At 42.8% G+C, this 12,038-nt stretch carries 12 protein-coding genes and 3 pseudogenes; 5 read left to right on the top strand and 10 right to left on the bottom strand.

The window, feature by feature from the left end; genetic code table 11:
* Positions 1-6: 6 nt before the first annotated feature.
* The 3 genes and pseudogenes from tnpA to ACMAZD_RS05995 all read right to left on the bottom strand — a co-directional run bounded on the left by tnpA (position 7) and on the right by ACMAZD_RS05995 (position 2,371).
* Positions 7-435: an IS200/IS605 family transposase gene (tnpA, locus tag ACMAZD_RS06005; protein ID WP_435248912.1), complete on the bottom strand. Its 429-nt coding sequence runs from the start codon at positions 433-435 to the stop codon at positions 7-9.
* 57 nt (positions 436-492) lie between these two features.
* Positions 493-1,428 (bottom strand): annotated as a pseudogene (locus tag ACMAZD_RS06000) (lipopolysaccharide biosynthesis protein); the annotation flags it as partial.
* Positions 1,429-1,444: 16 nt separating this feature from the next.
* Positions 1,445-2,371 carry a glycosyltransferase family 2 protein gene (locus ACMAZD_RS05995; RefSeq protein WP_435248911.1) on the bottom strand — a complete coding sequence of 309 codons (927 nt, stop codon included), beginning with the start codon at positions 2,369-2,371 and terminating at the stop codon, positions 1,445-1,447.
* A 283-nt stretch (positions 2,372-2,654) separates the two neighbouring features.
* Here ACMAZD_RS05995 and ACMAZD_RS05990 point away from each other — a divergent pair, with 283 nt between their 5' ends.
* A complete protein-coding gene (locus ACMAZD_RS05990) occupies positions 2,655-3,803 on the top strand; it encodes a glycosyltransferase (RefSeq protein ID WP_435248910.1) in 1,149 nt (382 codons plus the stop codon).
* A gap of 136 nt (positions 3,804-3,939) precedes the next feature.
* On the opposite strand, the gene ACMAZD_RS05985 is transcribed toward ACMAZD_RS05990, so the two are convergent.
* From ACMAZD_RS05985 to ACMAZD_RS05965, 5 genes are all read right to left on the bottom strand, one after another.
* Entirely contained in the window at positions 3,940-4,731 is a 792-nt protein-coding gene (locus tag ACMAZD_RS05985) for a ribonuclease H1 domain-containing protein (protein ID WP_435248909.1), read from the bottom strand.
* An 81-nt stretch (positions 4,732-4,812) separates the two neighbouring features.
* A complete protein-coding gene (locus tag ACMAZD_RS05980; protein WP_435248908.1) occupies positions 4,813-5,118 on the bottom strand; it encodes an NIPSNAP family protein in 306 nt (101 codons plus the stop codon).
* Positions 5,119-5,169: 51 nt separating this feature from the next.
* Entirely contained in the window at positions 5,170-5,499 is a 330-nt protein-coding gene (locus ACMAZD_RS05975; protein ID WP_435248907.1) for an AzlD domain-containing protein, read from the bottom strand.
* 2 nt (positions 5,500-5,501) lie between these two features.
* Complete coding sequence (locus ACMAZD_RS05970; protein ID WP_435248906.1) at positions 5,502-6,230, bottom strand: AzlC family ABC transporter permease; 729 nt, start codon at positions 6,228-6,230, stop codon at positions 5,502-5,504.
* A gap of 104 nt (positions 6,231-6,334) precedes the next feature.
* Positions 6,335-7,168, bottom strand: coding sequence for an AraC family transcriptional regulator (locus tag ACMAZD_RS05965; RefSeq protein ID WP_435248905.1), 834 nt, complete (start codon positions 7,166-7,168; stop codon positions 6,335-6,337).
* A gap of 247 nt (positions 7,169-7,415) precedes the next feature.
* Between ACMAZD_RS05965 and ACMAZD_RS05960 the strand changes: the two genes are divergently transcribed.
* The 3 genes and pseudogenes from ACMAZD_RS05960 to ACMAZD_RS05950 all read left to right on the top strand — a co-directional run.
* Entirely contained in the window at positions 7,416-7,754 is a 339-nt protein-coding gene (locus ACMAZD_RS05960; protein WP_435249334.1) for a hypothetical protein, read from the top strand.
* 170 nt (positions 7,755-7,924) lie between these two features.
* The gene (locus ACMAZD_RS05955) at positions 7,925-8,686 is read left to right on the top strand and encodes a transporter substrate-binding domain-containing protein (protein ID WP_435248904.1); all 762 of its coding nucleotides are present in this window, start codon (positions 7,925-7,927) and stop codon (positions 8,684-8,686) included.
* Between the two features lie 181 nt (positions 8,687-8,867).
* Positions 8,868-9,403, top strand: a pseudogene (locus ACMAZD_RS05950) (transposase domain-containing protein); the annotation flags it as partial.
* Here the strand turns inward: ACMAZD_RS05950 and ACMAZD_RS05945 are convergent.
* Positions 9,396-9,646, bottom strand: a pseudogene (locus ACMAZD_RS05945) (metal-dependent hydrolase); the annotation flags it as partial. The pseudogenes ACMAZD_RS05950 and ACMAZD_RS05945 sit on opposite strands and share 8 nt — an antisense overlap.
* A gap of 159 nt (positions 9,647-9,805) precedes the next feature.
* On the opposite strand from ACMAZD_RS05945, the gene ACMAZD_RS05940 reads away from it, so the two are divergent.
* The gene (locus tag ACMAZD_RS05940; protein ID WP_435248903.1) at positions 9,806-10,849 is read left to right on the top strand and encodes an AraC family transcriptional regulator ligand-binding domain-containing protein; all 1,044 of its coding nucleotides are present in this window, start codon (positions 9,806-9,808) and stop codon (positions 10,847-10,849) included.
* Here the strand turns inward: ACMAZD_RS05940 and ACMAZD_RS05935 are convergent.
* The gene (locus tag ACMAZD_RS05935) at positions 10,827-11,738 is read right to left on the bottom strand and encodes an alpha/beta fold hydrolase (protein ID WP_435248902.1); all 912 of its coding nucleotides are present in this window, start codon (positions 11,736-11,738) and stop codon (positions 10,827-10,829) included. The genes ACMAZD_RS05940 and ACMAZD_RS05935 overlap by 23 nt on opposite strands.
* Positions 11,739-12,038 lie beyond the last annotated feature (300 nt).

Here is a 12,038-nt window from a genome sequence, read left to right as displayed (position 1 = left end):
TTACTGTTACAACTCCATGCGGAGTTGACCAGAATCCTTTTCGCCCTGGTGTCTAACGTAATTCGCTATAACTTGTTCATTCACGCCTACGCTACTGACAAAGTAACCTGGCGACCACACAATGTTCTCTTTCCAGTAAACCTTACTTAGCCAACTGAACGTTTTTCGCATGTGGTGCGACGATTGGCTTTTTAGTTTACCCATGACGTCTGAAATACTGTATTTCGGTGGGATAAGCATCATCATATGCAGATGATCTTCATCAAAGCCTATCGTCTCTATCTCAACGCCAGGTAAACTTCGCAGTAACTTTGGCATAACCTTCCGTAGGTAGCTGCACATACCAGGATTCAGGATTTTCCGACGGTACTTAGTTACCCAAACTACGTGATACTTCGTGTAGTAGATACTATGGGATGAGGTGTAATATTGCATTTATCCATCGTACCGTCTCCAAAGGCATTCATCCACGGGTAAACCCGTGGTTTTCTGTATCCACAGAATAAACCCCGGCACGGTGAGGATCATTAAACACCCCAACACAATGGCCAGGTTAACGCCGACGAGCGCTCTGTCCGCACACACTTTTTGACCACCAGACTTTTGAAGCATGGCAACACGATTTGGAAACCACCACAAAGTATAAGGCTGTAGTAGCAAGCCAAGAAGTAACGCAAATTTGCCACTGATCGCGTAAATTGCAAGTTCTTCAACACCAACAAAGCTCGCCATGACCCAGCGGTCCAGCCCTGTAATCATGTACATAGAGACACCACTAACCAAGGTAGGCAATCCAAACTTTAAAATCTTAGCTGAGTATTTGAGGCTGCCAAATGTGCTCATCTCTTGCCATTGATAACGCAGTAAACACAGCATCAATAACACACTCGAAACAGCGGAAGAAATCAGTACTCCATCAATCCCATACCCAGCTTCAAGCAGTGTAAAAGTCATGACAGCTTGTACACTCGCTTTTACTACATTGAGCAAACAGAAACGCTTAGCCATAGCATTCATTCGCATCAATGTTAGTGGGATAGAAATCGCACCATCGAGCATAGTAGGTATCAACAGAAGTAGTATTTGATAGGGCTGGAACACAACCGGAAGCATCAATAGTAACATGGGTATACTTAGAACAATCAAACTGCCCCCGAGCACACAGACCAAGACACTCAATGTAAAACAGTTCGAGATCAGTTTCCTCTTTTCTTCACCCTCAGCGACACCTACATATCGGTACATTGCCTCAACAATACCGAAACTAAATAGAATAGTACCGATATCACCCAACAAGACGATGGCTTCTAGAGAGCCATATTCTGCCAGCGTCATATTATGGGTGATATAGGGGATCATCACGAGCGAGATCCCTTTCATCATGACAATGCCAATGGCGTAATAGGCAGACTGATTTAGTGAACTCATAGTAGTCACCTATTCCTTACAATACAGGCATTATAAAACTCTTACAGTCCCCAAGAAGGTGTCTTAATGTACGTTTTTTTGGTGCCAAAATTAACGAGCGAATACTGTATGAGATCGCAAGTCTTTTTTTTTGTAAGCCTCTATAATAGTCGGCGTAGCCTTCCATAATTCTCGCCTTTGCAATTTTGAAACTCGAAGTAGTTAGGTTCCATCGTTGATAGTCATTTTGATAATGCTGCAGAATATTTTCGATAGACTGCAAGTTTCTCAGCTTAAGGCTTTCCGTTTGAGTAACAGAATTTGCTCTCATCAAGTAGCCAACCTGTACTGAGTTCAAAACACCAATCTGATGATTTTCACTAATTCGAAGCCACAACTCCCAATCTTCCGCATATTTGATATCAGGATTAAAACTGTCCGTTTGAGAAAAAACATCGGCTTTCACCATTACCGTTGACGTTCCAATGACATTGTTTTCAATAATGAACTCTAATGGGTTTTCGATATTGATGAATGTCTCGTCTTGCTCTTGAAACTGCGCCCAATAACTAAAACAATCACCAGTCACTTGGTAGTCTTCGGTGAGATGTTCGTAGTTAGTAAAGCTCATCGTAAGGTCTGGGTATCGTTTGTGAGATTCGAGTTGGCGTTCGAGTTTTTCGGGAAACCAAAAATCATCAGCGTCTAAAAAAGCGATGTATTCACCCGTTGATTTTTCTATTCCAAGATTTCTTGCTTGAGACGCGCCCACACCCAGTGTTGATAATTTAATAATACGTTCATCATTAATCGATGCGAGATAAGCCGATGTTCCATCATTGCTATTGTCGTCAATAACAATTAACTCAACGTCTTGATGAGTCTGTTGAAATACACTATCAATTGCCTTCGGCAGGTAATCCAAACAATTGTAGGTAGGAATGATAATACTCACTTTAGCCATAATGACGCCCTTTGATCTATACCTTATGCAGTTGACTTTGCACGTTCTATGCCGAGAGCACCTAGCTATTAAATTGCACTCATATCAATCACCTACGTTGACACTCCCAAAATGAAAATAAAACACCGTCAGACATGGAGCCCACAATTCCAATTTGATTATCAATTTGAGAAAACTGACCGCATCAATAAGATAACCATAAGAAAGCGCCATCTGATCTTGGTTCGTATCTTGCTTTCTTGATTATGACCCTACTTATTCGTATTGATTAGAGGGAAAAATAGTGAAGAAAGTAGCATTTATAGCACCAACTTACCCTGTACTCAGTGAGACCTTCATTCAAACAGAAGTCGACTCCATCAAAGCTTGTGGGCATGATGTTTGCGTGATGGCATTTGAGATAGAAGAGAGCGAAAAGTTATTTGACTATGACATAGTAAAAATTGGTCAAGACTTTCAAGTTAGGAAGTTGATAAACGTCAATTGGTTCGGCTTTATCAGGGCAATATTCTTCGTTTCAAAGCAAACCAGCATGCCCAAAAGATCACTGCTCGCTTATGGGTTCAAATTAGCGCTACAACTCGCAGAAAAAGACGTAGAACACGTTCATGCGCACTTCTGTCAGCATACTACCGCTCACGCCATCGTCGCAGCGAAACTGCTCAATATCACTTGCTCTTTCGTCGCCCACGGTCATGATGTTTACGAATTCGCTTTTGATATTGAACAGAAGATTTCATCGAGTGATTTTGCGGTCGTAGTGTGCAAAGACATGCTCATCGACTTCAATAATATGGCTAAAGGAAACGTTAAGCTCCTTCATTGCGGAGTAAATACCAAACAATTTCAACTGTACCCAAAAACCGAAGCTAAACAACTTCGCTTCGTTTTTATTGGCCGCTTAATTGAACAAAAAGGTATTCACCATCTTATTGATGCACTAGCACCGATTGCCCAGCCCCTCGACATTCACCTTGATATCGTCGGCACTGGTGATTTAGAACAACAACTAAAAACTCAGGTAGAACAACAAGGGCTCAATCGAAACGTAACCTTTTTAGGAGCGAAGTCCCATGAATGGGTGAAAGAGACCCTACCGAATTACGATAGCTTGATCGCACCGTTCTGCTTCTCAAAAACTGGTTGTGTGGACACTGGCCCATTAGTACTTAAAGAAGCGATGGCCGTCGGAACTCCGGTGATTACCACCAATATCATGGGTTGTAAGGAGATCGTCACTCCAGAAACTGGCTTTTTGGTCAACGAAAAAAGCGCCGAAGAATTAAGAGAAGCAATTGAGCATTTTGCTCAGCTGAGCAGTAACGATAAAATGTCGATGGGATTAAAAGCACGACAAAGAGTGAAAAGCAGTTTCAATTCGATAAAACAAGCTCAGAAATTATCTCGCTGGATAGAAAATCCAGCTCAATAGGACATCATTAAGACTAAAACAATGAGTAGTTAGCGGCTAAACATCTAACAATCAATAGAGGGCTACATTGTTTTAAATGTCACGCTCTACCTAACAGCCATCTAATTATGGAGTTATGATCTGTTCAGTAAGAAACCTAGCCAGCTCGCAGTGCCAAAATAGATTCAATATCTTCGATGTCACGATATTGAGTTAAATCTTGTTCTTTCGATGAAATCGCGATAATCGACATTCTATCGGCCAATTCATTACCTTCTATACCTACATGACCATTCACATGGTAGATCGTAATCTTGGAAACCAACTCTTGGTAAAGCGAATACGCCGGTTTGATGATGTCTAGGTTTTTAATTTCACCGCCTGACTTCGTCCAACCTTTTTTCTCCCACCCAGATGCCCACTTGGTAATGCAGTCAATCGAGTACTTAGAATCGCAATAAATCGCGACAGACAAACCAGCTTTCAGCTTTTCCTTAGCCAGAATAAATGCTTGCTTTAAGCCATGCAGCTCTGCCGTATTATTAGTTCCAACCTGCTGATACAAGCCATACCACAACTCGGTTAATTCATTATTCAAGTAGACTGCTAAGCCAGTTCCCGCTTCACCAGGGTTCGGCTCACAAGCACCATCTGTGTATATCTTGATATCGAAAGGCATTTCAGCGATTTGCTGCTCAGAAAGAGGCGGGACTTTTGCTTTCTTAGGCTTACCCGCAGTACTTGGCTTGGTCGGTGAAGATCCAGATGTTGAAGTAGAACGAGTCGCAGAAGATGCTTTACCGCCGAAAGCAGATTCAGCTTCGCCTAATGTTGCAAACGATTTATATCTCGCACCAGCAAAACCATCAACTTGCGACTTACACTCATTCCAAGTAGTAAAAATACCCGGTGTACGACCTTTCCAAACCACATAATACTTATTAGCCAAATTAACTCCTTACCAGAACCTAAATACACAAATAGTGAATCAATACATTAGAAGTCACCACGCCATACGTTGCAAGGTCAATCAATCAAAAACAGGTCTAAAGAAGCTACGTTCATGACTTACAATACAATCGACCTCATCAGCAAATTCGAAGGCTTTGATACACTCAGGATCATTTAGCGACTGAGTACGATACTCTTCATAGGCCGCCAAGCTATCAAAAGAGAATAGTGCTAACGCGATATTGTTCGCGCCTTCTGATGGCAAAAAGTACCCATTGTGTTGACCGCCCAATTTATCCACTAAAGGAATCCACATTTTTGCGTAGGTCTCGAACTCCTTTATCTTCTTAGGATCAATCACATATCGAACATAACAAGTAATCATATTTATACAGGCCTTAAATTACGGATAAAACATATAATCAAACATTGGGAATCAAGAGAAAAGAAAATCAACCGCGACGAGATTATAGAACAAAAACACCGCCATACTGACGCCGATCGTTAGCAACACATTGCCTGTTTTCCATATCAACAGACCGGTCACAAGAGCACCGATCAAATACGGGTTTTCAATGCTTGGCCAAAATATTTGCTCTGGTGCGAAAACAATTGGTCCCCAAATCGCAGTCAGCACCGCTGGGCTTGAATAACGTAGCAAGCGTCGCGCTGTTTGATTCAAACGAAGTGGGATGGCAGGTTCTAGGAACAGATACCGGCTAAAGAACACAATCGCCGTCATGAGTAATATCGTTAACCAAATCATCTCTATTCCCCCTCCGCGATGGGTTTATTGCCATTGTTTCGTTCTTGAAATGACTCGCTAAAAAAGCCCGCCAACATGCCAGCAATCGCCGCAATCATTAGCCCACCTTCAACATTGTTAACCGACATCGCGACCGAGATGACCAATGAAACCACCACACACACGACAACAGGCAATGTTCTGATTAATGGAAAAACCAACGCAATAAAGGTCGCTGCTACCGCAAAGTCAAGACCGATTTCATTGAGTGACGGAATTTGGCTTCCAGCGACAATGCCAACGAAACTCGCGATATTCCAAACCAGATAAAAACCGCCGCCCACACCCGCCGCGTACCAACGATTGAACTCTTGCTGAGATTGCCCACTGCATATCGCAAACAGTTCGTCCGTGAGCCAAAAACCGAGCAATAATCGCCACCGAGCGGGAAGGTGACTGATTTTGTCTCGCATCGAAACGCTATAAAGAAAATGCCTTGAAGTAATAAAGAACGTGGTTAACAACATAGTCCCTAACCCAATGCCCGATTTGAACATCCCCGCTGCCACTAACTGCGCTGAACCCGCAAACAAAATCGCTGACATCGCTTGTGCTTGAAGCTGATTCAATCCGGCATCTATTGCGTATGAGCCCGCAAGAATCCCCCACGGTATCACTGCGATACTCAAAGGCATTCCAGCTAAAACACCTTTCCACAACTGAGTACGCCTATCCATTTTTTTATTATCCATATTATTCTTGTCTCTCTTCACATTGGCTATTCAATATAAGAACACCTGAGTTGGTTCGATTGTACAAACTTGCTCGATTTAGTACTCCCATTCGTCATCCACATTTAAAGCATTTTGATGTATTGTCCCGGCGTGTAGCCGTTGGCTTTTTTAAAGTGTCGATGAAAATGGCTTTGATCGTGAAAACCACATTCTTGGGCGGTATCTGAAATAGTATGTCCTTGCTTCAATAACTTGCGAGAAAGCCTCAACCGAGACTGGATCTGATACGCATGCGGCGGAAGACCAAACTCTTTTTGGAAAGAACGCACTAAATGAAACGGGCTTAAAGCCGCAAGTTTAGACAGCTCTTCTAAGGACACATCGGCTTGTGGAAAATCATCTAAGAACTCTTTAACCAGAACAAGCTGACGCTGAGTTTTGCCATCTAATTGAGGTTTAAGGCTTGATTTACCATGTCGACTAATCAGCTTAACCAACATCCCGTACATCAAGGTTTCACGTAACAAGCGATTATCCGATTCGTCAATCGCATTAAACACTAGCCTTAATTGGTTAGCGAGCTCAGGATCTTCAACCACCGCTCTTGGGAAATAAGGCGCGCCATAATTAGGTAAGTTAAGCTCTTGAGTGATTTTGGCGAGTTGCTCAGGAAGTGGATACATAGCTCGATACGCCCAACCACCTTCAGTGGCAGAGTGTCCGCTGTGAACTTCGTCGGCGTTCACCAGAATGATGGCATCTTGTGGTGCGATATGATGCCCGCCCGTTCGATAGAAACGTTGAGCGCCCTGCTCAATAATACCAAGTGTGTAGCCTTCGTGGCTATGGCGTGAGAAGTTCTGCTTTTCGTATTCAGCATTAAGGATTTCAAGGCCACCGAGTTCTTCTGTGATCTTATATTCGGCCTTTTCTTTAGAGCGTTTCTTGTTCTCCATAACAATTCCCAAGCCTGTTAATTATCGAGCGACTTATCAGTCTACTCTATAGGCTCTTTCAGCTTTTGTACAAAATTGCGCATCTGGCCGTTAATACGCTTTTTGGTCGTTGAATTAAATCGCTCGATATTATTTTCTAATTGCGAGCAAAGTCATGCTGTGCAGGTACTTGGCGAAAAATTGACAAATCAGTGGCTAAATCATGTTCATAATTCACGCCAACCATTGGCAACCGTTCAGAATTATGATGAAGAAAACCTTAGCATTGATCTTTTTCTTAAGCCTCACTGGCTGTACTCACAACCAGTCGAAGGCACTGAGTATGAACTCCTCGTCGGTTAATACATACCCACAATCTATGTCTAACCTACAACTGTGTGACACCTTGTATTACGGACGTTCGAGTAACCAAACACTGGCAGCGATTGGCAGTGAATTTAATCGAAGAGGGTTATCAAAGAGTTGGTGTGATACCGAAACTAACAAGCTTTATCTAACAAAGACAATTGATTGGGTCACCGAGCAAGTAGAAGGCAAAGAAGATTCGGAGGAAGAAGCGTCTGCTGTAGTGCTACCTGCAGATTAAGAGGATAACTGATTTAACATCCTTAAATACGCTAACCGTACTTCTGGCAATAGAACTGGGGCTAACTAATTACTATGCATGCCTTTGCTCACATCAATATGTATTCGCATTGAAAAATGTTAACAAGTGGTTAATTATCAGTATCCATTATTACTATAAGGAAATAACAAATGAAATGGATACTTGTTGTATTCGTCAGTGTTTTCTCTGTGTTCACATACGCAAAGGATTGGAAGCAAATTCGTTTTACTGTTGAAGGAGCTTACCCACCATTTAGCTGGACAACGCAAGATGGTCAGCTTGAAGGTTTTGAGGTCGATTTAGCCAACGCGCTTTGTATCGAATTAGGGGTAAAGTGCATCATCTCCAAAACAGATTGGGACGGTATTATCCCTTCGCTCTTGAGTCGTAAGAACGATGCAATAATTGCAGCAATGACGATTACCGAAGAGCGTGAAAAGAAAGTTAACTTCACCATCCCATACGCCAAAGTCCCAACTCGTTTCGTGATGAAGAAAGATCGAGAGATCAATATGAATGACGACAGCTTGAATGACCTAACTATCGGGGTTCAACGTGCAACAATCGGTGATAAGTACCTTTCTGAAATCTACCCTGATGTAGACATTAAACGTTATGGCTCATTCGACGAAGCCTTTACCGATTTACTCAACGGCCGTCTCGATACCGTGTTTGGTGGTTCTATGGGGCTCAATGCGGGTTTTCTTGAAACTGATCAGGGTAAAGACTATCACTTTACAGGCCCTAAATTTACAGAAGAAAAATGGTTCGGTCGTGGTATTGGTGTAGCGGTACGAAAACAAGATAATGAACTCAAAGATCTTATTGATGACGGTATACAACGCTTGATCGACAATGGTCAGCATCAAAAAATCGCAAATAAGTATTTTTCATACAGTATTTACGAATAGCTTGGTATGCAGTGTGGACTAAACTAATTGCGAACTGTTGTTCACTTTAGAAAGCTTCAGATATCAAAAAAACGCTCATAAAGAGCTAACACTGATCATTTAAGTATTTTCCTGATCAGTTGAACGATCCTACAGATGGTTGACAATACCCTTAAGCACTTTTGTTTAAGGGTATTTTTTTATGCTGTCACACTGGTTAATCGATGTTGACGATTTTGCTAATCCAGAATCTCTTTCTTTGTTCCAAAAAGACCTTCCGCTAGATTGGATAAACCAAGCTTTATCTGAAACGAACAAAGCGAGCATGCGCCGTAGAAAGTTACCTGCCGAACTTGTTGTATGGTTAGTCGTTGGTATTGGTCTATATCGAGATAGACCGATTACCGATGTACTCGATAAACTCGACCTCAAATTGTCTAATTCATTGGGTGAAACGATTGCACCTAGTACAATTCCTCAGGCAAGAAAACGCCTCACCGCTAAGCCTTTAAAGTGATTATTCTCAATCACTTCAAAGCACTGGACACAGTCGGAAGATACGGTGATAAATGGAATGGTTTGAGCCTATTTTCAATCGATTGTACACAGTTTAGAACTCACGACAACCCAAGCTTAGCTGAGCATTATCGATATGTTTACTACCGAAAAAACAGGTACACTGAGTACCCAATCGTTCGAATGTGCGCACTTACATCACTACGCAGTCACCTTATTCATACATGCCAGCCCAATCGTAAAAGAACGGCGCAAAACCTTGATCGCCCGTGATATGAGAAAGCGCAATGCAAGCAATCACCACGCCAGCAGAGATGGCGTATTCCACAGGATCGCCCATTCTAAAGCGACCACCAAATAGATGAAAGCGTCAGTCACTGTAGGGGAGAAAAGCACACCCGATACGGTCATTGCATCGGTGAGTATGTGGCTGACGCCTCCCCAAGCAAACGCCACCCCTAACCCGAATTAAATAAAGGACACAGTCCGATTTTTGAGAGAATGGTTGATAACCTCAATCAGCTAACATCTTGTGAGCTGACCATTTTTTAGAAGTACTCTAGATTGATAGACGAGTAAATTTGCGATATTAGTTAGCTATGACTTAAAATTTTGGTAACACTCATGGCAGATAACTCTATCGAAAAATCCGTTTCATTCGCCTCTGTCATTGATTTAGTAAATGCTTATTCACTGTTGCCCGCCGCTTTGCGTGAACACGTAGAAGCATCTAATGACCTTGACGGTATAATGCTGAAGGCTATTCAAAATAACGCTAAGCTATCGCTATCGGATCGACTTCCAGAAAGCCAAATGGTTGCCTTATGGTCACTGCTCGAACAGCACCATCCATCGCCCGAAATTGGACTCATCATTGGGCGAACTATATCCCCTGAATTAAAAGGTGTACTAGCAAGTTGGGTGAGCCAATGCGCGACGTTAAGAGATGCATTTAACACGTTCCAAAGTAATATTTTTCTGATGAATGCTTCGGAGTGTTGGCAAGTGGATGACGATGGACAGCAGTGCCGCTTAACCCTCTCCATTGAATCACTACATGATTATCCCAGAGCCGCCATTGAACGCAGCATGAGTGCTATGGTGGCGTGGGCAAGAATGCTGAGTGCCCAGTCCTTCCCGTTAACCAAAGCTAAGTTTGGGTATTTAGCTCCGCACTATGTGGATAAATATCAATCAGTCTTTGGAGAAATCATTGAATTTAACAGTGCTTATCACCAGCTGATATTTGAATCGAAATGGCTCAACCTTCCCATTGCGACAAGTAGTGAGTATCTGAAAATGATGATGGCAAAAACCGCACAAAGTCATCTTGAGACACTAACGAAAACTCAACCTCTCCAGCAGCAAGTCAGGACCATAGTAGTAAACGGACTAGAAAATGGAGAACTGCTCAGCGTAGACAAAGTTGCGCAACAATTACACTTCAGCCGACAAACGCTCTACCGCAAACTGGAAAAAGAGCATACCTCTTTCCAGAGTATTCTTGATGATACTAGAAATCAGCTAGCAGTCCGTTGGCTGACTCAAACCCCGCCTCCAAGCGTTGCCGAGTTGAGCTATCGTCTTGGTTTTAAAGATACCAGCAGCTTCTACAAAGCGTTCAAGCGCTGGCATCAGGTTAGTCCTAAGGCTTACCTTTCGAGATAAACTGTTTAAATGCCTCTGCTGATCGCTCTGGGACCTCTTCCATCGGTAAGTGTCCCACTTCGTCATACACCACAGCATAAGAGCCCCGAATATCACGCTCAAACTTTCTCGCATTTTCAGCTGGAAAATAACGGTCTTCCTTCCCCCACAGAATAAGAATCGGCTTAGCAATTTGTGTTATCTTATCCGAGTCCTCATCTAGCGATGCTTTGACGCGACGTGTGAATCCCTGTCGATTTTGTTGGTAGGTGGTCAGTTCGTAGTATCGGTCAATCAACACCGCATCCACGAGTTGCGGGTCGAAATAAACCTCTTTAAGCCCATCTTCGAACATAAACCTTGGAGTGACATGTTCCATTATTTTGTTGATGACTGGCCACTGGGCCATCTCAATGCCTGGCGGCCACGATTTTTGCGGATACCCTAACGCATTTATCAACGTAAGGGTTTTAACCTGCTCTGGATGTTGCAAACCGTACTCCCACACTATGCGTCCTCCTAAAGAGCTACCGACAAAATGTGCCTGTTCGATGTCGAGTTCTCTCATAAAGGCGTTCAAAAAGGCAATATCGTCAGCTATTTCGTACTGGTTTTGAGGCAGATGCCCAGTCAAGCCAAAACCCGGTAAGTCCATACGTACAACGCGATAGTCTTGTTTGAGGATTTGCGTCCATTGCTCCCACGCGTGAAGTGACGACGAAGTGCCATGCAATAAAATCACCACCTCACCCTGTCCTTCATCTCGGTAATGCACTCGTTTACTTTCAACAGTGGCAAATTTAGAGGCGTGATTTGTGTATCTCTGTTCAATGGCTTGCGAGCTATTTTGTGCGCCACATCCTTGCAGCAACATGACCAAAGCCATCATTGGTGCCACATTCCAATTCATACTTCCCTCTCCCTATTTACTGCGTTTTCCATTATAGAAACTTGAGTGTAGAGACGATGGTGGTGATAAATAGGTCTTAAGGTTGCAATATTGTGTTTTTAGGACTCATTTGACTTTAGTGAGGGAACAAGAACGAAGGAGGTCAAGGGAAAGAGCGATTTGCTCGACTATGCTTACGAAGCAAGTAAACCTGGCGTTAAATAAAAACTCTTGATATGGCAATGAATAGTTCTATTAGGTCAAAAACTGATCGACTGTGATTGTGGACTTTTTAGCGAAATCAATTTCGGGGCAGATTCG

Origin of the sequence: Vibrio sp. nBUS_14 (assembly GCF_051201655.1) — a bacterium.
Lineage (GTDB): Bacteria > Pseudomonadota > Gammaproteobacteria > Enterobacterales > Vibrionaceae > Vibrio.
This window is presented reverse-complemented; position numbering and strand designations above follow the sequence as displayed.